Genomic DNA, 20,690 nt, shown 5'->3' with positions numbered 1-20,690 from the left:
GCCCTCCTTATTTCGGGTGCCGCAGACGCGGGTTGGTAAGAATGGCACCGACATCGGCTGCAAGGTTCAGCAGGATGAAGGTGGCCGCGAAGATCAGACAGCAGGCCTGAACAACGGGGAAGTCACGCTTGGACACCGCGTCCACCAGCGCCTGACCGATGCCAGGATAGACAAACACCACTTCCACCAGAACCACACCGGTGATCAGGTAAGCCAGGTTCAACGCCACAACGTTGATGATCGGCGCCCAGGCATTGGGCAGCGCGTGGCGCACAATCACCTTCCAGGGGGGCACCCCTTTTAGCCGCGCCATCTCGATATAGGGCGAGGCCAGAAGGTTGATGATCGCAGCCCGGGTCATCCGCATCATATGCGCCACAACCACCAGAACCAGCGTCAGGGCCGGCAGGAAAGTGCGGTTCAGCAACTCTCCCAGGCTCATGCCCTCACTGAGGCTGGCGATGGCCGGGAACATGCTCCACTTCACGGCGAAGTAGAGGATCAGGATGTAACCCAGAAAGAATTCAGGAGACGAGATCGACGTCAGCGTCAGAACGTTGGCCACACGGTCAAAAATCGAGTTGCGCAGCAGAGCCACAACAACCCCAAGAATGATTGCAACAGGCACCGCGATCACAGCAGCGTAGGCCGCCAGGAACAGCGTGTTCATGAACCGCTCACCAATCACCGTGGTGACTTTTTCGCCGGTCACGATGGAATTGCCGAAATCGAAAAATACAGCGCCGCCAAGCCATTCAAAATATCTGACAAACGCGGGCTTATCCAATCCCATTTCCTTGCGCAGTGCTGCAAGGTTTTCTTCAGTCGCGCCCTGCCCCAACACCGCTTGCGCGATATCGCCTGGCAGAAGTTCGACCATGAAGAAGATGATGATCGAGATGACGAACAAAATCACCAACCCGAGACCGAGCCGTTGTCCAACGAGCTTCAGTATGTCTCCCATGAGTCCCTCCCTGTAGGGTTATTGTTATTGTTTTCAGCTTTGAGGAAAAAAACCTGTGGGTCAATGCGCCAGCGGGCAATCCCGGTTCGCAAGAGGCAATTTGGTCCACAAAAGCTGTTGATGCGGGCTGGCTTCTGTTCGGCGAGGCCGCCGACATCCCGAATTGAAAACCCCGGCACCTTCGTGGGGCGCCGGGGTTCATGTCTTGCCTTAGGTGTCGAACCACCAGCGGCTGGCGTGACGGTACCCGTCCATTTGCCATGCCGGCGACAGGTTCTCGCCGCGACGGCAGTTTGCCCGGCGGCCATAGACGAAGTTCGGGAAGTACGGGATAACCGTGCTGCCTTCATCGCGCGAGATCATGCCCATTTCATGGTACATCTCGGCGCGCTTCGTGTCGTCCAGTTCGGCCTTGGCCTGCAACAGCAACTCGTTAAAGCGTGCATGCTGGAAGTGGGATTCATTCCAGGCTGCATCATCCTTATAGGCCAGCGTGTACATCACGTCCGGTGTCGGGCGTGCACCCCAGGTCACCATGCACCACGGCTTGACCAGCCACACATCCGACCAGTAGCCATCGTTCGGCTCGCGTACGACCTTGATGTCGATGCCTGCCGCCTTGGCCTGCTCAGAATAGAGGATCAGCGCGTCAACAGCACCGGTGGTGATGGATTCAGCAGTCGAAATGCTGACCTGCTGACCTTCCATACCAGCCTTTTTCCACAGCGACGCCGCCTGATCGGGATCGTACTCGCGCTGCGGAATATCCGCCGGGAAATACGGCATGGCCGGCGAATGATGGAAGTCATTGCCGATTGTGGCCGCACCGAAGGTGATCTTTTCGATGATCTCTTCGCGGTTGATCGCCAGTTTCAGCGCCATGCGGACATCGTTATTGTCAAACGGTGCGACATCCATGTGCATCGGAAGCGTGATGCACTGAGCGGACGACACATTGTCAACTTCGATATTTGGGTCACGGCCCAGCAAGCCAAGCGTTTTGTTTTCCAACAGTGAACAGGCATCGACATCGCCCGTCACCAGAGCAGTCTGACGGGCGTTCGGATCGTTGATCACCAACATCTCGACTTCATCGAAATAGGCACCTTCACCATGCCATTCCTCGTGGCGAACCAGGTTACAGCCAACGCCGAATTCCAGGTTGACGATCTTGTAGGGACCCGAACCATCGGCAGATTGCCAGTTGGCCGTGCCATCGGCATTCGCAGGCACGATCGGCAGGTGATAGTCGGTCAGCAGCCATGGCAGGTCAGCGTTGGGGGCCGACATCTTGAAGGTGATCGAGTCACCGTTGTTGGTGATGTCTTCAACACCGGCCAGCAGCGCCTTGGCCGCCGAGGTGGTTTCCTCACCGCGGTGATAGTTCATCGAGGCAATGACGTCTTCTGCTGTCACCTTGGGGCCACTGTGGAAGGTGGCGGCCGGGTTCAGAACAAAAGTCCATTCCTTGGCATCAGGGGACGCCGACCATTCCGAGGCGATATCCGGGCCAAGTGTGCCGTCGGCATTGATCATGGTCAGGAACGACCGGAACGTATGCACTAGGCTGATGTCAAAGTTCGACTGGTACTTGCCGGGATCATGCGTATCCGAGGTGTTCCCGTCATGTTGGGCGACGCGGTACTTGCCGCCTCGCTTGGGTTCAGCATTTGCCGTGGTGCCCCAAAGACCGGTTGCGGCCGATGTGGTCATCCCCGCGGCAAGCGAGTAGTTCATGAACGACCGGCGCGAAATCTTGCCCTGACGGGCAGCATCGGCGAGGCGATCAATCATCATCTGATCTTTGATCATTGTTATTCTTCTCCCTGTGAGTGATATGTCGAATTCAGCGATCGGCTTACAAAGCCCGTTTGATACACCCGAGTTTCTTCCAGCGCTGATAGGTCAAATCCGACATGCGCGAAGGAAACCATGAAACTTTCATGTCTTCCACATAATCCGGCATAACTTCAATATTTCTTAATTTTGAAGCCTTTTTCAAGTGAAATTGAACTCAAAGACGCACGATATGCGCGCGCGGCAGCGGCGTGAAAGGCACGGAATTGTCCTGAAAACGACATCAGCAGGAAGCATTCCGACGATTTGCCCTACCCTCGGCGCAAGCGCAGTTTGGCAAAGTAATCCAACCGTTTTTTCAGCTCTCTTTCAAAGCCGCGCTCGACCGGTTGGTAAAGCACCGGGCGTTTCATGGATTCGGGGAAATAGTTCTGACCCGAAAATCCATCTTCAGCGTCGTGATCATAAGCGTATCCGTCGCCATAGCCCTGCTCTTTCATCAGGTTTGTCGGCGCATTCAGGATATGTTTCGGCGGCGGCTCACTGCCGGTTTTCCCCGCTTCTTTCATCGCGGCCTTATAGGCGACATAGGCGGCGTTGGATTTCGGGGCCAGTGCCAGGTAGGTCACCGCCTGCGCCAGTGCCAGTTCCCCCTCGGGACTGCCCAGACGCTCATAGGTCTGCCACGCGTCCAGACACCGCGCCTGTGCCTGTGGATCGGCCAACCCAATATCTTCGATCGCCATCCGGGTGATCCGGCGGGCCAGATAGCGCGGGTCTTCCCCACCGGTCAACATCCGCGCCAGCCAATAGAGGGCTGCGTCCGGGTCTGACCCACGCACCGATTTATGAAGCGCAGAAATCAGGTTATAGTGCTCATCCCCACCCTTGTCGTATTTCGCCGCGCGTTTCATTAACCGCTTGGTCAGGGCATCCGTGTCCAGCTTTCCATCGGTCTTCCATGCTGCAACCTGCTCGATCAGGTTCAACAGCGCGCGGCCATCACCATCGGCCATCTCCAGCAGCGCCTCGCGCGCCGGACCATCCAGCGGCAGCGCCTTGCCCAGTTCCTTCTCGGCCCGTTGCGCCAGACGCTCAAGGTCACTCAAAGCCAGCCGTTCCAACACCAGAACCTGCGCCCGGCTCAGCAAAGCGGCATTCAGCTCGAAACTCGGGTTCTCGGTTGTCGCGCCAACCAGAAGGATGGTGCCATCCTCCATATGCGGCAGGAAACCGTCTTGCTGTGCCTTGTTGAAGCGATGAATCTCGTCAACGAACAGCAATGTGCCCTGCCCGTTCGCCCGGCGATGCTTGGCCGCCTCGAACACTTTGCGCAGCTCGGGCACGCCGGTGAAGATCGCGCTGATCTGAACAAAATGCAGATCGGTTTCGTCCGCCAGCAGGCGCGCGATGGTCGTCTTGCCCACGCCGGGCGGGCCCCAGAACACCAAAGACCCAAGCGATCCCGAGGCCAGCATCACGCCCAAGGGGGCCTCGGGGCCCAAAACCTGATCCTGCCCGATGACATCCGACAGCTTCTGCGGCCTCAACCGATCCGCCAGCGGGCGCGGGCCAGCATCAGATCTAGGCGGCGGGGCGGTGTCAAACAGATCGCTCATGCTCAGATCCTGAAACGAAGCGAAATCATCTGGGTGCCGCGCTGCACCCTGAGGGCAACACGCCCCCGCACGCTTTCCAATTGATCGGCGGCCTCTGATGGTGTGGTCACCGACGCCCGGTTGACGGCGTGCAGAATGTCACCCGGGCGCAGACCAACCCGCGCGCCGATCTCTCCGGGATCCGCCACCACAACGCCCTCGCTCATCAATGGCAGGTCAAACTCGGCGATCACTGCCGGGTTCACCTGCTCCAGCATAAGGTCCGGAATAGCCGAGCGGCGCGTCGTGCGTAGCGTATCGCGGGGCGGGTCATCCGGCGCAGCGATCAGATCAAGCGTGACATCGCTGACCTCCCCATCGCGCACCCGTGTGACCACCGCCTGCCCGCCTAAGCCCGCTGCCGACATGCGATAAATCATCTCTGCAGGCGTGTTCACGGGCGCGCCATCCACGGCAATGATCACATCGCCCGTTTCCAGCCCGGCGGCCTTTAGCGGGCTGGCCGGGTGAAACTGTGACAGGATGATGCCACCGGGGCGATCCAGTCCCAGCACCTCGGTCATATCGGCACTGACAAGTTGGCCGGTGACCCCGGCCCAGGGACGCTCAAAGCGCGTGTTTCCAGCCTTGGCCTGTGCCACGAACTGCGCCACCAAAGCGGACGGAATGGCGAACCCGATGCCGTTTGACCCGCCCGAGCGGGACAGGATCGACGTGTTGATGCCAATCAGCTGCCCGTTGATATCCACCAGCGCACCGCCCGAATTACCCGGATTGATCGGTGCATCGGTCTGGATGAAATACCCGCGGCTGTTGCCCATCGCGGTGCCCGACCGGGCCAACCCCGACACGATCCCGCTGCTGACGGTTTGCCCCACTCCAAAGGGGTTGCCGATGGCCAGCACCAACTCGCCCACCTCAACCGTATCGCTGTCACGCAAGCTCAGGGCGGACAGGTCGGAAACGCCATCAAGTTTCAGGATCGCCAGATCGCTTTCCTCGTCCGCCAGAAGCACGCGACCGGCAAACTCACGCCGGTCATTCAGCACCACGCGGATATCCGTTGCCTCGCCCACCACGTGGTAGTTGCTGACCACGATCCCATCCGGGCTGAGGATCACGCCCGAGCCAAGCGAGTTTTGCACCCGCTGGCGTGGGCCACCGAAGTCCCTGAAAAGGTTCTGGAAAAAAGGATCGTTGGAAAACGGGCTGGCACGGACATTGACGATCCGCTTGGCATAGATATTGACCACCGCCGGGGCGGCCTGTTTCACCAGCGGTGCAAAGCTAAGGCTGATCTCGGCAGGGCTTTGCGGCACCCGGGTTTCTGCCCAAAGCGGTGTGGCAAGCAGTACGAGACTGGCAAGAAGCGCACGAAACATAGGGCCTCCGATTTGCATTCGGTGCTCAGGATATGAGCCGCCCGGCAGCGGATTGCAAGCCTGCCGGCCTGTCTGCCACCCAAACGAGAAAGGCCTCACCGATCTGGCGAGGCCTTTCAAAATCTGTCATCCGCGCGACTTATTCGTCGTCAGCGGCATCCTCGATGGCAACGCGCGCCTTGTCGGCGGCACCTTTGGCATCCACGTCGCGTTCCACGAACTCGATGATTGCCATGGGTGCCATGTCGCCATAGCGGAATCCTGCTTTAAGAACACGGACATAGCCACCCTGACGCTCGGCGTAGCGAGGGCCAAGCACGTCAAACAGTTTGGTGACGTACTGATCCTGCTTAAGCTGTGCAGCGGCCTGACGACGGGCGTGCAGATCGCCGCGCTTGCCAAGGGTGATCAGCTTTTCCACCACGCGGCGCAGTTCTTTCGCCTTGGGCAGGGTTGTTTTGATTTGCTCATGTTCGATGAGCGAGCCGGCCATGTTGGCCCACAACGCCTTGCGGTGTTCGTGGGTGCGGTTCAGGCGGCGGTAGCCTTTTGCGTGACGCATTTTCTTAGTTCCTTCTTCGTTTTGCTTTGTCCGGCGGTCTGATGCGTGTCAGCCGCTCTCCTTGGGGCGGGTGCCCGGGTTTGTACAATTTGGGGTAACCCTGAGAGGTCAAAAACCCATTTTGTACAAGGCGTAAGCCGGGGTGAACCCCGGCCTACGGGTGATTAAAACTGGTCCTCGAATTTCTTGGCCAGGTCCTCGATGTTGTCGGGCGGCCAGTCTTCGACATCCATGCCAAGATGCAGACCCATGCCCGAGAGCACTTCCTTGATCTCGTTCAGCGATTTGCGGCCGAAGTTCGGGGTGCGCAGCATCTCGGCTTCGGTCTTCTGGATCAGATCGCCGATATAGACGATGTTGTCGTTCTTCAGGCAGTTCGCCGAGCGGACAGACAATTCCAGCTCGTCCACTTTCTTCAGCAGCAGCGGGTTGAATTCCAGACCATCGTCTTCGTCCTGACGGCCAGCGGCCTCGGGCTCTTCGAAGTTGACGAAGATGCTGAGCTGATCCTGCAGGATACGCGCAGCATAAGCCACGGCATCGTCCGGCGTGATCGAGCCGTCGGTTTCAACCTTCATGGTCAGCTTGTCATAGTCCAGAACCTGACCTTCGCGGGTGGGTTGGACGTCATAGCTGACCTTGATGACGGGCGAATAGACCGCATCAACCGGGATCAGGCCAATCGGCGCATCCTCGGGCTTGTTCTTGTCAGCCGCGACATAGCCTTTGCCGGTATTCACGGTCAGTTCCATGAACAGATCGGCCCCATCGTCGAGGTGGCAAATCACGTGTTCCTTGTTCAGAACTTCTATGCCGGCGCTGTCAACGATATCACCCGCGGTGACGACACCCGGGCCCTTGGCATTGATCGACAGGCGCTTGGGGCCTTCGACATCCATGCGCAGGGCGACGCCCTTGAGGTTCAGAACGACGTCGGTGACATCTTCGCGCACACCGGCGACGCTTGAGAATTCGTGCAGAACATTGTCGATTTGCACCGAGGTGATCGACGCGCCCTGAAGCGAGCTGAGAAGCACGCGGCGCAGCGCGTTGCCCAGGGTCAGACCAAAGCCGCGCTCCAGCGGTTCAGCCGTGACAGTGGCCTGACGCAGCGGGTCATTGCCCGGCTTCACGTCCAGCTGTGTCGGTTTGATCAATTCTGCCCAGTTCTTATGGATCATGCTGTCCCTCCATTCCTGTTCCCGGCCCCATGTCCGAAGGCTGGAAACGCCCGAGGTTTAAAAAAGCGGATTGGGGCCGTGCAAAACACGCGGCCCCTTTCCGTAGAAAAATGCTTAGACGCGACGGCGTTTCGGCGGGCGGCAGCCATTGTGCGCAATCGGGGTCACATCACGGATCGAGGTGATGTTGAAACCGACAGCGGCCAACGCGCGCAGAGCCGATTCACGGCCCGAACCGGGGCCCTGCACTTCGACTTCCAGCGTCTTCATGCCATGTTCCTGCGCCTTGCGGCCGGCATCCTCGGCGGCCATCTGAGCCGCGTAAGGTGTCGATTTCCGCGAGCCTTTGAAGCCCATGGTGCCTGCCGACGACCATGCGATGGCGTTGCCCTGCACGTCCGAGATCAGGATCTTGGTGTTGTTGAAAGAGCTGTTCACATGAGCAACGCCGGTGGCGATGTTCTTGGAAACCTTTTTCTTCGTACGACGAGTATCGCGTGCCATATCAGATGCCCTCCCTTACTTCTTCTTGCCGGCAATGGCCTTAGCGGGGCCTTTGCGGGTGCGAGCGTTGGTATGGGTGCGCTGACCGCGAACCGGCAGGTTGCGACGGTGGCGCAGGCCACGGTAGCAGCCCAGGTCCATCAGGCGCTTGATGTTCATCTGTGTCTCGCGACGCAGGTCACCTTCGACGGTGTAGTTGGCGTCGATATGCTCGCGCATGGCCAGAACTTCAGCGTCAGACAGTTCGTTGACGCGACGGGTCGGGTCAATCTTGACGGCTTCGCAGATGGCTTTGGCGGAAGTGTTGCCAATACCGGTGATGTAAGTGAGGGCGATCGGGACCCGTTTGTGGGTCGGGATGTTAACGCCGGCGATACGTGCCACGTGTTACTTTCCTTTTCGTTGCGGGTCCGTAACTCCAGACCCTTTTTTCACAACGTAGGCCCGAGGCGTTACGCACCGGGCCGCAGCTGAATTCAGGTGATCGATTCGGTGGCGGGCGCGACCCGTCAAGGAATCATTTTCTCTTAGAGATGGTGCGGTCTAGTAGGGATTTGGGAGGGCGTCAAGCCCTAGGTTTCAATACGCTTAGACAGGCCCATCGCCAGACCGCGGGATGGCGAGCCGACAAGGGTTTTGAGGCGCTTTACACCCGCCAAACACATCCAACAGAAGAGCGTTGCGCCCAAGGTCTCCAAATCGCCAGCCCTTGCGGGCGGCCCCCCTACGTCGATTGCTGAGCAATCGACTTTCGGTCAATGGACGATGGGCCGGGGCGCTGACGCGCCTGTTAACCGGCCCGGGTTATCCTTTAGCCGTCCAACGCGCCTGCAATGGACCCGGCGACCTCGTCGATCTCGCCCAGCCCGTTCACTGAACGAAGCTGCCCCTTGGCATAGTAATAGCCAATCAGCGGCGAGGTTTTCTTGTAGTATTCCATCAGGCGGTTCTTGAGGCTGTCCTCGTTGTCATCCGCCCGGCGTTTGACGTCCGTAGAGCCACAGTTTTCGCATTTGCCATCCGCGGGCCATGGTTTGGTGATGTCGTTATAGACATTGCCACAGCCACCACAGGTCGAGCGCGCCGTGATCCGCTGTACCAGCGCGTCATCGTCCACCTGCATCTCGACCACCGCGTCCAGCGTTTCGCCGTTTTCTTCCAGCAAGGTACCAAGCGCGTCGGCCTGCGCCAGCGTGCGGGGGAAGCCGTCAAAGATGAACCCACCGGCCTTGTCGCCCTGCAGTTTCTCGCGGATCAGCCCGATCACGATCTCATCCGTCACAAGATCCCCGCGCGCCATCACGTCGGCCACGATCTTGCCCATCTCGGTGCCGGAGTCCTTGGCTTCGCGCAGCATGTCGCCGGTGCTCAGCTGGATCATGTTGCGCCCATCCACGAGGATATGCGCCTGGGTGCCTTTGCCCGCGCCCGGCGGTCCGAGAAGGATGATATTCATTTGCGACCCGCTCCTTTTCTGCGAGCGCGCTTCTTGCCTTTGCCGCTCAACTGGGATTTCTCGATCAAACCCTCATATTGATGCGCAAGCAAGTGGCTTTGAACCTGCTGGATCGTGTCCATGGTGACCGAGACCACGATCAGAACCGAGGTTCCGCCGAAGTAGAACGGGATGTTGAACTGCGCGCGCAGGATTTCAGGCAGGAGACACACAGCCGCCAGATAGCCCGCCCCCAGCACCAGAATGCGGGTGACCACATAGTCCAGGTATTCCGCCGTCTTCTTGCCCGGACGCACACCGGGGACAAAGCCGTTCTGGTTCTTGAGGTTGTCGGCGACATCCTCGGTCTTGAAGGCCACGTTATAGGTGTAGAAATACGTGAAGAAGACGATCATGATCGTGAAGAACAGCAGGTAGGCAGGCTGACCGGGGCCGAAATAGGCCAGGATGGTCGACATTACCGGATTGGTGGTATTGCCCGAGAACGTGCCAACCGTGACCGGCAACAGCAACAGAGAGCTGGCGAAGATCGCCGGGATCACGCCCGCCGGGTTCACCTTGACCGGCAGGTGCGAAGAGCCACCGTCATAGACTTTCATCCCCACCTGACGGCGCGGATACTGAATCTGGATCTTGCGCAAGCTGCGCTCCATGAACACCACGAAGGCGATGACAGCGATGACCATGACGATCACGGCGATGATCACCGCCGGGCTGATCGCGCCGGACCGACCGGAGGCAAAGAACTGTGCCATCGCGGCGGGGACTTCTGCGATGATGCCCACGAAGATGATCAGCGAGATGCCGTTGCCGACGCCGCGCGCGGTGATCTGCTCGCCCAGCCACATCAGGAACATCGTGCCCCCGATCAGTGTGACCATGCATGAAACGATGAAGAAGGTGCCCGGGTTGCTTACGATATCGCCGCTTTGCAGGCTCATCGCGAGGCCGTAGGATTGCAGGGTCGCCAGTGCCACGGTGCCGTAGCGCGTGTACTGGTTGATCTTCTTGCGGCCCTGTTCGCCTTCTTTCTTCAGCTGTTCCAGCTGCGGCACCATGGCCGTGAGAAGCTGCACGATAATCGCCGCCGAGATATAGGGCATGATGCCAAGCGCAAAGATCCCCATCCGGCCCAGCGCGCCGCCGGTGAACATCGACAGGATCCCGCCGATACCGGTCGCGGCCTCTTCCATGAACTGGCGCAGTTCGGCGCCATCGATCCCCGGCACCGGAATATAGGTGCCCAGACGATACACGATCAGCAGGCCCAGCGTGAAAAGGATACGATTGCGAAGGTCAGTGGCTTTGCCAAGGGCCGACCAAGAGGTGTTGGCGGCCATTTGTTCTGCAGCAGATACCATGCGGCTCTCTTCTGTTATGACAACGCCGCCAAAGCCGTTTTCCGGCCAGGCGGCGTGTTTTTGGAAAACTAAGACGTATTTAAGGGGCGTGCGGCCCGCTCACAACCTCTTATTCGGCCGCCTTGGCAGATGTGATCGTCAGTGATCCCCCTGCTTTCTCGACAGCTTCCACGGCTGCTTTCGAGGCACCGGTGACTTCCAGCTTCAGTTTTGCACTGATCTCGCCCTTGGCCAGAACACGCACACCATCCAGTTTGCGACGCACCAGGCCCGATTCAATCAGGACGTCCTCGGTGATCGCTTTCTTGGCGTCGAGTTTCTTGTCATCGACGAATTTCTGGATCAGGCCCAGGTTGAGAACGGCGAATTTCTTGCGGTTCGGCTTGTTAAAGCCACGCTTGGGCAGGCGTTGATAGAGCGGCATTTGCCCGCCTTCATAGCCCTTGATGGCCACACCCGAGCGGGATTTCTGACCTTTGATACCGCGACCGGCGGTTTTGCCCATGCCCGAACCGGGGCCACGGCCAACACGTTTACGGCGCTTGGTCGCGCCTTCGTTGTCACGAAGTTCGTTGAGTTTCATATCGCTTCTCCTAAGCCGGATGTGACCCCCGAAGCGTAACGGGCCAACCACGGCGTTTCTTGGTTTTTCGAGTCATGTGGCATCGCGCCACCGGGGGCGTATAGACCTGTTGGGCATGGCGATCAAGAGGCCAGATCGGTTTGTTTGAACCGCTTGGGTGGTTTGGCGGGTTTGAGCCCTTTGCAATCGCCGCTGGCCTGCGCCCAGCCGGTTAACAGCCGCGCAGCGGCCCGGCCATCGTCAGCCCCTCCCTTGGGCTGGCGATTTGTTTGACGACAGCGCTGCGTTCGTTCTGAGGATGTGCTTTGCGACCATAAAGCGCCTTGCAACATATGTTGGATCGCCACCCCAGGGGCCGACGCTGGCCTCTAGTGCATGGGGCGTGGCGAACGAGAGTTTCGTCTGGAAAGAGCCCAAAGTGTTGAATGCTGCGCTTTATACGAATGTCCATTATGCGGAAAACTGGTTCGAGAAAAGAATCTGATCTATACACCGTTAAAAATGGGGGGGTCTTCTTGCTCATTTCCGTATCGTTGCCGCAAACTTTATAGGAATGCTAATGAGTGATCAGCTAGTCGACCAGCTTAAAGAAGATATAAGAGCTTTGATCGATAACCTGACCGACCCCAATAGGCTTGAAATATCCCGCATCCGAAATGTCTCGACTAGTATTTGCCGACGTTGGTTGATCGATAAAGGACTGGTGAATTTGGCCCATTCCCTCGGTGTTAAGCCCTCACTTCCTGCTCTCGACAACGCTTCGCACGTAACTGACATCGAAAAATGGAAATACGTTGAGTTCTATACACTGGGCGGTGTTTCTTTGGAGGGGCAGCCAATAAACTCGATCTTCAAGATGAGAACTGGATTTCCGGGACGAGCTAACTTTTCGATCCCCAAGAAAAAAGACTTTCCACCAGCTCGCTTTCTCCGCCGGAAATGTGCTTTTGGGCAGGGCGTTTGGTTCACTGCAGAACACATTTTGCGCCATATGGCTAACAAAGCCGGTGGTGTTCATTTTGATACCGCCCGAGAAAAAGTTATCGACGAGCGGATAGACGAAGTTAGACAAAACTATCTTATCAATTCAAGCGCAGATGTGCTGAAGATGTCTGGACCTAAATATATTGAAATTGAAGGAAAATTCGAAGAGCAGTTTGATTTTTGCTTCCTTGAGATGATGTCTATCGCGCAGTCTCTCTGCAATGTGCGTTTTGATCAGAAACGTGTCGTCCACATGCGAAGGATCAGGGAGGATAATACTGGATATGGTGATGATATTTTGCTCGGCCATACTCACCACTTCCGAGTTGATCTGCCGGAGACGTAGGAGGCAAAGCAGACGTTGGCTAGCTTGCAGCGAAGGCCGGGAATGTCCCGCATTGCGACCACCGGTGCGCTTATCGCGGTCGGGCGCGGCGGAACTGCCAACGGCATGATGTTTTTCCAACCCGCGCAGCGCAGGTGTAAACACGTAAATCTGCCGACATCACGCGCCGCGCTTTTCGGCAGGCACCGGGGCGTGATATGTTGGGCCTGTGATGCCTTTGAGCGGATGCGACATAAAACGATGGGGTCTATGGCCCTCCCTTGGGATGGCCCGAACGCTTTGCGGTGGTCTTCTCCTCGCCCTGATGCTTCTTACCGGTCCGGCAACAGCCGCCAGCCAGGTCGAAACGCCGCGGACCGGTCTGCTCTGGCATCGCAGTGGGCTGCCCGCCACCTTCCCGCTTCAGATCAAGACCCTGCCCGGAGACGATTATTACCTCACCCTGATCGACGCCGAGACGCAAAACGCCGTTCTTGCGGCCTATATCGAAGGGGGTGCGTTCTTTCGCATTCTTGTCCCGCCGGGGGTGTTCATCTTGCGCTTTGAGCATGGCCGGACGTGGTACGGGGAAGACGAGCGGTTTGGATCGGGGCCCGAGGCCGGTGTCTTCGTGCTGGACACCCCGCTTGAGTTTGCCGTGGAGGGCGTCAATCGCAAGGCCGGGCATCTGGTGGACCTGCGCGGTGTGTTTCAGCGGGATGCGATTGTTGATGTCTGGCCTGACGCCATCTGCCAATCCGTCAGCGTCACGCTGGAACCTTCGCCCGGGGCAGAGGCGCTGCCGCTGGAAAAGCGGGAGGAGTGGGAATTTCCCTACCGGGAGCTTACAAAAGACCCGCTTGAGGCCGCGAGAGAGCGCGTGCAGCGCGTCCCGCCCCGCCTGATCCGGCGCACCGAGGTGCGCACCCGCATCTGCGGCTGAACCTCGCCGATTTCGACATGCTTCCCCCACCATTGATGCGGTAACTGGTCAAGATAAATGCGGGAAGCCTCTGAGATCATTACGACTCATCTGAGGATTGCGTAATATCGAAGATCGTTTTGGTTGCCGGTTTGTGTCATGAAACGTTTCTGAGTTTCATCGTCCAGCTCGGCCAGAGTTGCGAGATCGACAGCCACAGAATACTGATCACGTGGAGCGGCGTCACAGATGCGCTTGGCGAGTGAAGGGGCCCGCCCCAGAATACTTGCAGAACGCAAATGTCCGAAAGACAACACCATCGGATGCAGGATTCCGGTCGACATTCCAAACCTTATGTTCAGCTCTAGAGCCAAACCATCCAGATCTTTTGCATAGTGAGAAACGATCTTGGAAAACGCCTCGTGCACACTTTCCGCGCATCTCAAAGCCGAGTCAGCGGAATTGGAGGTCTCGGTAGAGGGGAATGCAGCCAGGAAGCCATCGCCCGTGAAGCTTTCGAACGTACCGCCTCCATCGACAATCAGGTCGACGCTTTCCTTGATGATCCGCTCCATCAGCGCGCGCGTTACCTTGCTTTTTGCTTCGTTCATGAACAATTCGGACGAGTTGGAAATATCCATGATCAGCGCCGTGCCTCGAACCGAGGTGACCGGCACGTCAATTCCGATTTCCTTGAGGTCTTCTGATCTCACGGATTTCAACATGGCGGCTTGTTCCGTCAGATGTTCTTCAAACAAACGTGTTGCCTGCTTGGCTTTTTCCAAACCATCCGGGCGCTCCTTCTTCTGATCGTTGAGAAGCTGCAAGACGCCGACGAATGAGCCGTCTCCATCGATGCCACTGGTCCTGAGCGGGTGCGCATAGGTTTCAGTGGGCCTCAGATTGTCGAAACTATAGACCGCCTGCGTAGAGGTATTGTCCTGGCCTGAGAGGTAACTTTTGACGGCGCGCGAATCCTGACCGGAAAAGACAGTCCCAAGAAAGTCGTCTTGCGAAAGATCTGTCGGGGCCGTGGCAATCACGACCAATCCCAGAAAGTTATCATACCTGTCCCAGGTCGGCAGGTAGAGCGTGGCACGGTCCCATCCCGAATGATCTATGAGGTCTTTGAGCGCTTCGCCGGCTGCTTTCTTTGCGTCAATCAACTCCGTCACACCGGAGTTGGCCGACGCGGCCGCTGTCTTAAGTGTTTTGTTTTCCTGTATCTTTTGACCGAGGTCGTTTTTAAGCGCCGCAATCTCTGTTTTCAGACCTGCTTTGGTTTTGTAATCAACGACAAATGTACCGACAACGCCCGCCAGCGCCCCTATTCCTGTGGAAATAATCGCTGTTAGATCTATCGACATCGTGTTGGTCCCCACTGTTGCCTTTGCATTTGAACAGATCATCGATGCTGTTCATATATTCCGAAAAATTCAATAGCTCCCGTCCCGATCGTGCCTTTCGTGTCCACTCAGAGCCGGTGTGAAGATACAGATCAGGCGCAAATCGGTCTCGGCCCGGATGATATGCGGGTCATGTTGATCGAGCACATACATCGTTCCCGGCATCAGCGGCCAGACCTGCCCGGTGACCGCGTTTTCCACCTCGCCCTGCCCTTCGATGCAATAATTGGCCTCGATATGGTTCTTGTAATGCAGGTTCTGGGTGCTGCCCGCCTTCACAATCGTGTCGTGAAAGGAATAGCCCAGATCATCGCGCGCCAGCAGAATGCGGCGCGACTCGAAAGCCTCGCCCCTGGCATGGTCGGCGGTATCGAGAATATCGCTGAGGGTTTTGACGAACATGGCACGGCTCCTTCCGGGGGGCATGGTGGGTTTTAAACCCACCCTACGGATTGATTTTGAACTTGTCTCGGTGTGACATGGGGCATGGCTTTACGCGCCCTGCCCCTTGTTGCCGCCCTTGCCCTTGCCCCTATGGCGCAGGCCAATTGTGCGCGCGATGCGATGCTGGTGATGGACGGCTCGGCCTCGATGGCGGAACTGGGGTTCGATCCGACGGCGCCCACCCGGATCATGGAGGCGCGCGATGCGGTGCGCAGGGCCATGCCCCGGATCGCCCCGGTGCGGCGGGTGGGATTGATCACCTATGGGCCGGGTGGCGCGGACAGTTGTTCGGGCATCAATCTGGTGTTTCAGCCGGTGCCCGACGCGGCGGGCCCCGTGATCGCCGGGATCGACGCGCTGGACCCCGGCGGCCTGACCCCCATTGCTGCCTCCGTCGAGGCCGCCGCAGGCGTTCTGGAGCGGGACGGCATCGTGGTGCTGGTCACGGACGGCAACGAAACCTGTGGCGGCACGCCCTGTGCTTTGGGCAAGGACCTGGCGCTGTTCGCGCCGGATCTGACAGTGCATGTGATCGGCTTTCGCGTGGTCTATGACCCGTTTGCATGGGACAGCCCCGAGGCAGGCATCTATTCTGGTGGCGACAGCGTGGCGCGGTGTTTGTCCGAGGCCACGGGCGGGATGTATGTGAACACCGAAACCGTCGGCGAGCTGGCCGAGGCGCTGCGCCGCACCTTGGGATGCGCGTTGATTGGCTAGGCGGGTGGCCCTCTCACTGGCGGTCATGGCCTGCCTCAGCGCCGCGCCTGGTGATCAGGCCGAGGCCCTGGCCTGCAGCCGCGATGCGATGCTGGTCTTCGATGGCTCGGTCTCGATGGCGGCGATGGGATATGGCATCAAGGCCCCGCCCCGCATTGCCGAGGCGCGCGATGCCATGGCCGAGGTTCTGCCCAAGGTGGCCCCCCTGCGCCGGATCGGGTTGCTGGTCTATGGGCCGGGGATGGGCGATGTTTGTGGCGGGATAGACGTGAAGTTTGCGCCCATCGAGGACGCCGCCGATCCGATCCTTGACGCCTTGCGCCAGATTGCGCCAACCGGGCTGACACCGCTGACTGCCTCGGTCCATGAGGCTGCCAATGTATTGGAGCATGAGACCCGGCCCGGCATCGTGGTACTGGTCACCGACGGGTCAGAAACCTGCGGAGGAATGCCATGCCAACTGGGGGCCGAGCTGGCGGCCACATCTGATGACCTGACCGTGCATGTGATCGGGTTCCGGTTGGTCTATGACCCGCTTTCGTGGAACAGCATCGAGGCGTTTCGCGAGGCCAATGACGCGATCCGGTGCATGGCCGAGGAAACCGGCGGGCTGTATGTGGAGACCGAAACGGTTGAAGAACTGAGCGAGGCGCTGAAGGTGACGTTGGGGTGTGCGTTGATTGGGAGTGGTGAAAATGGAAGACAAGTTCACGGGGTTGCGCAGAGGATTTTATCTGTGGGTTCAATGGGCTAGTAGATCACGCCCAGCTTCGTAAGTTCTTCCTGAACATTTCCATCAAAGGAAATAATGTCGAGATAAGTATGATGCGTCTTCATTTGCGTTTCCTCAAGTGAATCAAGCTTTGTACGCGCTTCTTTCTCACTGTCGTAAATGTTGTCCATGTTTATCAACGCGGGTGGTCCACTTGTTGGAACGCGTATGATTGCAAATCTCTTCATAGAGTCAGTCTAGCATTCTAGGCATAAAACGAAAACACCCCGGCCATTTCTGACCGGGGTGATTGGCGGGGTGAACCCCGCCCTACGGTTTGGGGGTAGGCCGGGGTTCACCCCGGCACGAACTCACCCTTTTTCTTCGATGATCTCGACCATGTGGGGGATCTTGGCGATCATGCCACGCACGGCCGGGGTGTCTTCCAGCTCGCGGGTTTTGTGCATCTTGTTCAGGCCCAGGCCGATCAGCGTCTGGCGCTGTTTTTCCGGGCGGCGGATCGGCGAGCCGATCTGTTTGACGACGATGGTTTTTGCCATGGTGCGATCTCCTTATGCGTCCGCGTCAGCGGGGGCTTCGGCAGGGGCGGCAGCCGGGGCGTGATCCTTTTGCAGGATGTCAGCCACTTTCTTGCCGCGACGCTGGGCCACCATACGGGGGCTGGATTCCTTGTTCAGCCCGTCAATGGTGGCGCGGATCATGTTATAGGGGTTCTGCGAGCCGATCGACTTCGCAACAACGTCCTGCACGCCCAGCATTTCGAACACGGCCCGCATCGGACCACCGGCGATGATACCGGTACCCTGAGGCGCGGTGCGCATGACCACTTTACCGGCGCCGTGACGGCCTTCGATATCGTGGTGCAGGGTGCGGCCTTCGCGCAGCGGTACGCGGATCATCTGGCGCTTGGCTTGCTCGGTGGCCTTGCGGATCGCCTCGGGCACCTCTTTGGCTTTACCCTTGCCGAAGCCGACACGACCTTTTTGGTCGCCCACAACGACGAGAGCGGCAAAACCAAAGCGCTTGCCCCCTTTTACGGTCTTGGAGACCCGGTTGATTGCGACCAGGCGGTCGGCGAATTCCGGCGTTTCGTCGCGATCGCGACCGCGGCCGCGGTTGTCATCTCTTGCCATTATGGCGTCCTTTCAAAGTGGCGCGCGCTGCGCCTGTTTTGGTCAATCCCAGTGGGCAGCCTGCCCCCGGATCATCGAAGCGGCCCCGAAAGGCCGCTTGCGCTTTAGATTTTCAAGCCACCTTCGCGGGCGGCATCGGCCAGGGCCTTGATGCGACCGTGGAACAGGAAGCCGCCACGATCGAAATACGCCTCGTCCACACCCGCCTTCTTGGCGCGCTCGGCGATGGCAGCCCCCACTTTGGTGGCGGCTTCGGTGTTGTTCTTGCCGGTGCTCAGGCCCTTTTCGAGGGTCGAAGCGGCGGCCAGTGTTACGCCGTTCACATCGTCGATCAGCTGAACGCTGATGTTCTTGGAAGAGCGGTGAACGCTGAGGCGCGCGCGCCCTGCATTGACCTTGCGAAGTTTGTTCCGAACGCGCAGGCGGCGTTTGAGGAACAGTTGTCTTTTGCTGTTTGCCATCTTCTTGCGTCCTTACTTCTTCTTGCCTTCCTTCTGGAAGATATACTCGCCCTTATAGCGGATCCCTTTGCCCTTGTAGGGCTCGGGACGGCGCCAGTCGCGGATGTTGGCCGCGACCTGACCGACGAGCTGCTTATCGGTGCCTTCAACGACCAGTTCGGTCTGTTTGGGCGCGGTCACAGTGACCCCGTCCGGCACTTCAAAGTTCACGTCGTGGGACAGGCCGAGGTTCAGCTTCAGGACATTGCCCTGCATCTGAGCACGGTAGCCAACGCCGTGAATTTCCAGTTCCTTGCGGAAGATATCGTTTGCACCATGCACCATGTTGGCGATGACCGTGCGGGTCATGCCCCATTGCTGGCGGGCGCGCTTGGATTTGCCACGGGGTGTGACGGTGACCTGACCATCCTCAACCGTCAGGGTGACATCATCTGTCGCCGTGAAGGATTTGGTGGCTTTGGGGCCTTTGACCTCGATGGTTTGACCGCTGAGTGTTGCGGTCACGCCATCAGGAAGGGCCACGGGTTGTTTGCCGATACGAGACATAAACAGCCCTCCTTAGAAGATCGTGCAAAGCACTTCGCCGCCAACATTCTGGCTACGAGCGTTTGCATCCGACATCACACCTTTGGAGGTGGAGACAATCGACACGCCCAGGCCCTGACGGACCACGGGGATGTCATTGACGCCCAGATAGACGCGACGACCGGGTTTGGAGACCCGCTTCATTTCGCGAATAACAGGAGCGCCGTCAAAGTATTTCAGGCTGATTTCGATGGCCGGGTGGCCGTCGGCGCCTGTGACGGTTTCATAGCCGCGGATATAGCCTTCGTCGGCCAGCACATCCAGAACACGGGCGCGCATTTTCGACGCCGGTGTCATCACGGTGGATTTGCCGCGCATCTGGCTGTTGCGGATACGGGTGAGCATGTCTGCGATTGGATCGTTCATATCATACCCTCCTTACCAGCTTGATTTCACAACGCCGGGCAACTGGCCGGCAGAACCGAGGTCGCGCAGGGCGATCCGGCTGATTTTGAGCTTGCGATAATACGCATGCGGACGACCGGTCAGCTGACAACGGTTGTGCAGACGCGTGGCCGAGCTGTTGCGCGGCAGTTTCGCCAGCTTCAGAGAAGCGCGGAAGCGATCCTCCATCGGCTTGCTCTCATCGTTGATGATCTCTTTGAGGGCGGCGCGCTTGGCGGCGTATTTCTCAACGAGCTTCTGGCGCTTTTTCTCGCGCTCGATCATTGCTTTCTTAGCCATGTGGTAATCCTCCCCCGGCTCAGCTGTTGAAGGGCATGTTGAAATGGGTCAACAGCGCCTTGGCTTCAGCGTCGGTCTTCGCCGTGGTTCCGATAACAACGTCAATTCCCCAAACTTCGTCGACCTTGTCGAAGTTGATTTCGGGGAACACGATATGTTCCTTGATGCCCATCGCGTAGTTGCCGCGCCCGTCAAAGGACGATGCCGACACGCCGCGGAAGTCGCGGATGCGGGGCATGGCAATGGTGATCAGACGGTCGAGGAATTCGAACATCCGGTCGCCACGCAGGGTGACTTTTGCGCCCATCGGCATGCCTTCACGAACACGGAAGCCCGCGATCGAGTTCTTGGCCGTCGTCGTCACAGCGTGCTGGCCAGCGATGGTTGTCAGGTCTTCCTGAGCCGACTTGGCTTTCTTGCTGTCCTTGACCGCTTCGGCACCACAGCCGATGTTCAGAACGATCTTGTCCAGACCAGGGATCTGCATGTCGTTCTTATAGCCGAACTCTTCTTTCAGAGCGGCGCGGATGGTGTCGCGGTAGAGCGTCTTCAGACGCGGGGTGTAAGCTGCGGTATCAAGCATCGATCACGTCCCCCGTGGTTTTGGCGAAACGCACTTTCTTGTCACCTTCCATCTTGAAGCCGACGCGGGTGGCTTTGCCGTTTTTGTCGAGATAGGCCAGATTGCTCAGGTCGATCGGCATCGCCTTGGGGATGCGGCCGCCCTGGCTGGTCTGGCTTTGACGTGTGGCGCGGATCGCCATGTTGATCCCGTCAACAACGGCTTTACCGGCTTTGGGGTCAACCGAAGAGATGGTCCCTTCTTTGCCCTTGTCCTTACCGGCAAGAACGATGACCTTGTCACCTTTTTTCAACTTAGCAGCCAT

Annotated in this window: 26 protein-coding genes; 4 read left to right on the top strand and 22 right to left on the bottom strand. The window is 58.4% G+C overall.

Annotation, left to right across the window (positions count from 1 at the left end; translation table 11 throughout):
- Positions 1-7 precede the first annotated feature (7 nt).
- The 11 genes from V6N02_RS19925 to rplO all read right to left on the bottom strand — a co-directional run bounded on the left by V6N02_RS19925 (position 8) and on the right by rplO (position 11,409).
- Positions 8-964 carry an ABC transporter permease gene (locus V6N02_RS19925; RefSeq protein ID WP_371228647.1) on the bottom strand — a complete coding sequence of 319 codons (957 nt, stop codon included), beginning with the start codon at positions 962-964 and terminating at the stop codon, positions 8-10.
- A gap of 210 nt (positions 965-1,174) precedes the next feature.
- Positions 1,175-2,776 carry an ABC transporter substrate-binding protein gene (locus V6N02_RS19920; RefSeq protein ID WP_371228644.1) on the bottom strand — a complete coding sequence of 534 codons (1,602 nt, stop codon included), beginning with the start codon at positions 2,774-2,776 and terminating at the stop codon, positions 1,175-1,177.
- 296 nt (positions 2,777-3,072) lie between these two features.
- Positions 3,073-4,380: a replication-associated recombination protein A gene (locus V6N02_RS19915; protein ID WP_371228642.1), complete on the bottom strand. Its 1,308-nt coding sequence runs from the start codon at positions 4,378-4,380 to the stop codon at positions 3,073-3,075.
- A 2-nt stretch (positions 4,381-4,382) separates the two neighbouring features.
- Entirely contained in the window at positions 4,383-5,762 is a 1,380-nt protein-coding gene (locus V6N02_RS19910) for a trypsin-like peptidase domain-containing protein (RefSeq protein WP_371228639.1), read from the bottom strand.
- Between the two features lie 139 nt (positions 5,763-5,901).
- Positions 5,902-6,324, bottom strand: a complete 423-nt coding sequence (gene rplQ / locus V6N02_RS19905; RefSeq protein WP_371228636.1) for a 50S ribosomal protein L17 — start codon at positions 6,322-6,324, stop codon at positions 5,902-5,904.
- Between the two features lie 164 nt (positions 6,325-6,488).
- On the bottom strand, positions 6,489-7,505 hold the full coding sequence (locus V6N02_RS19900) for a DNA-directed RNA polymerase subunit alpha (RefSeq protein WP_371228633.1): 1,017 nt from the start codon (positions 7,503-7,505) through the stop codon (positions 6,489-6,491).
- A 114-nt stretch (positions 7,506-7,619) separates the two neighbouring features.
- Entirely contained in the window at positions 7,620-8,009 is a 390-nt protein-coding gene (gene rpsK / locus V6N02_RS19895; RefSeq protein ID WP_007817184.1) for a 30S ribosomal protein S11, read from the bottom strand.
- 15 nt (positions 8,010-8,024) lie between these two features.
- On the bottom strand, positions 8,025-8,393 hold the full coding sequence (gene rpsM, locus V6N02_RS19890; protein WP_371228628.1) for a 30S ribosomal protein S13: 369 nt from the start codon (positions 8,391-8,393) through the stop codon (positions 8,025-8,027).
- A gap of 427 nt (positions 8,394-8,820) precedes the next feature.
- Entirely contained in the window at positions 8,821-9,465 is a 645-nt protein-coding gene (locus V6N02_RS19885) for an adenylate kinase (RefSeq protein WP_371228626.1), read from the bottom strand.
- Positions 9,462-10,826, bottom strand: a complete 1,365-nt coding sequence (secY, locus tag V6N02_RS19880) for a preprotein translocase subunit SecY (protein WP_371228623.1) — start codon at positions 10,824-10,826, stop codon at positions 9,462-9,464. Before secY ends, V6N02_RS19885 begins: the two co-directional genes overlap by 4 nt.
- Before the next feature lie 109 nt (positions 10,827-10,935).
- The gene (gene rplO, locus V6N02_RS19875; RefSeq protein ID WP_371228620.1) at positions 10,936-11,409 is read right to left on the bottom strand and encodes a 50S ribosomal protein L15; all 474 of its coding nucleotides are present in this window, start codon (positions 11,407-11,409) and stop codon (positions 10,936-10,938) included.
- Between the two features lie 559 nt (positions 11,410-11,968).
- On the opposite strand from rplO, the gene V6N02_RS19870 reads away from it, so the two are divergent.
- Positions 11,969-12,739, top strand: a complete 771-nt coding sequence (locus V6N02_RS19870) for a hypothetical protein (protein ID WP_371228617.1) — start codon at positions 11,969-11,971, stop codon at positions 12,737-12,739.
- A gap of 265 nt (positions 12,740-13,004) precedes the next feature.
- Positions 13,005-13,661, top strand: a complete 657-nt coding sequence (locus V6N02_RS19865) for a hypothetical protein (protein WP_371228614.1) — start codon at positions 13,005-13,007, stop codon at positions 13,659-13,661.
- A gap of 86 nt (positions 13,662-13,747) precedes the next feature.
- Here the strand turns inward: V6N02_RS19865 and V6N02_RS19860 are convergent, their stop codons facing one another.
- Positions 13,748-15,007, bottom strand: a complete 1,260-nt coding sequence (locus V6N02_RS19860) for an adenylate/guanylate cyclase domain-containing protein (protein ID WP_371228611.1) — start codon at positions 15,005-15,007, stop codon at positions 13,748-13,750.
- Between the two features lie 69 nt (positions 15,008-15,076).
- Positions 15,077-15,448: an ectoine synthase gene (locus V6N02_RS19855; RefSeq protein WP_371228609.1), complete on the bottom strand. Its 372-nt coding sequence runs from the start codon at positions 15,446-15,448 to the stop codon at positions 15,077-15,079.
- 84 nt (positions 15,449-15,532) lie between these two features.
- On the opposite strand from V6N02_RS19855, the gene V6N02_RS19850 reads away from it, so the two are divergent.
- Together V6N02_RS19850 and V6N02_RS19845 are read left to right on the top strand one after the other, a co-directional pair.
- The gene (locus V6N02_RS19850; protein ID WP_371228606.1) at positions 15,533-16,207 is read left to right on the top strand and encodes a vWA domain-containing protein; all 675 of its coding nucleotides are present in this window, start codon (positions 15,533-15,535) and stop codon (positions 16,205-16,207) included.
- A 4-nt stretch (positions 16,208-16,211) separates the two neighbouring features.
- Positions 16,212-16,961: a vWA domain-containing protein gene (locus V6N02_RS19845; protein ID WP_371228603.1), complete on the top strand. Its 750-nt coding sequence runs from the start codon at positions 16,212-16,214 to the stop codon at positions 16,959-16,961.
- Here the strand turns inward: V6N02_RS19845 and V6N02_RS19840 are convergent.
- From V6N02_RS19840 to rplX, 9 genes are all read right to left on the bottom strand, one after another.
- Positions 16,958-17,110: a hypothetical protein gene (locus tag V6N02_RS19840; protein ID WP_371228601.1), complete on the bottom strand. Its 153-nt coding sequence runs from the start codon at positions 17,108-17,110 to the stop codon at positions 16,958-16,960. The genes V6N02_RS19845 and V6N02_RS19840 overlap by 4 nt on opposite strands.
- A 180-nt stretch (positions 17,111-17,290) precedes the next feature.
- Positions 17,291-17,479: a 50S ribosomal protein L30 gene (rpmD, locus tag V6N02_RS19835; RefSeq protein ID WP_069301454.1), complete on the bottom strand. Its 189-nt coding sequence runs from the start codon at positions 17,477-17,479 to the stop codon at positions 17,291-17,293.
- 12 nt (positions 17,480-17,491) lie between these two features.
- Positions 17,492-18,073, bottom strand: coding sequence for a 30S ribosomal protein S5 (gene rpsE / locus V6N02_RS19830; protein WP_371228598.1), 582 nt, complete (start codon positions 18,071-18,073; stop codon positions 17,492-17,494).
- 104 nt (positions 18,074-18,177) lie between these two features.
- Entirely contained in the window at positions 18,178-18,534 is a 357-nt protein-coding gene (rplR, locus tag V6N02_RS19825) for a 50S ribosomal protein L18 (RefSeq protein ID WP_371228595.1), read from the bottom strand.
- 12 nt (positions 18,535-18,546) lie between these two features.
- A complete protein-coding gene (rplF, locus tag V6N02_RS19820) occupies positions 18,547-19,080 on the bottom strand; it encodes a 50S ribosomal protein L6 (RefSeq protein WP_371228593.1) in 534 nt (177 codons plus the stop codon).
- Between the two features lie 12 nt (positions 19,081-19,092).
- Positions 19,093-19,485 carry a 30S ribosomal protein S8 gene (gene rpsH, locus V6N02_RS19815; RefSeq protein ID WP_371228590.1) on the bottom strand — a complete coding sequence of 131 codons (393 nt, stop codon included), beginning with the start codon at positions 19,483-19,485 and terminating at the stop codon, positions 19,093-19,095.
- Positions 19,486-19,497: 12 nt separating this feature from the next.
- Positions 19,498-19,803: a 30S ribosomal protein S14 gene (gene rpsN, locus V6N02_RS19810; RefSeq protein ID WP_371228588.1), complete on the bottom strand. Its 306-nt coding sequence runs from the start codon at positions 19,801-19,803 to the stop codon at positions 19,498-19,500.
- 19 nt (positions 19,804-19,822) lie between these two features.
- Positions 19,823-20,386: a 50S ribosomal protein L5 gene (gene rplE, locus V6N02_RS19805; protein WP_371228585.1), complete on the bottom strand. Its 564-nt coding sequence runs from the start codon at positions 20,384-20,386 to the stop codon at positions 19,823-19,825.
- Positions 20,379-20,690 (bottom strand): 50S ribosomal protein L24, encoded by a 312-nt coding sequence (rplX, locus tag V6N02_RS19800; protein ID WP_371228582.1) that lies wholly within the window; start codon positions 20,688-20,690, stop codon positions 20,379-20,381. Before rplX ends, rplE begins: the two co-directional genes overlap by 8 nt.

This window comes from Roseovarius conchicola (assembly GCF_041403425.1).
Lineage (GTDB): Bacteria > Pseudomonadota > Alphaproteobacteria > Rhodobacterales > Rhodobacteraceae > Roseovarius > Roseovarius conchicola.
The sequence above is the reverse complement of the archived record's forward strand: the minus strand, read 5'-3'. Positions and strand labels throughout refer to the sequence as shown.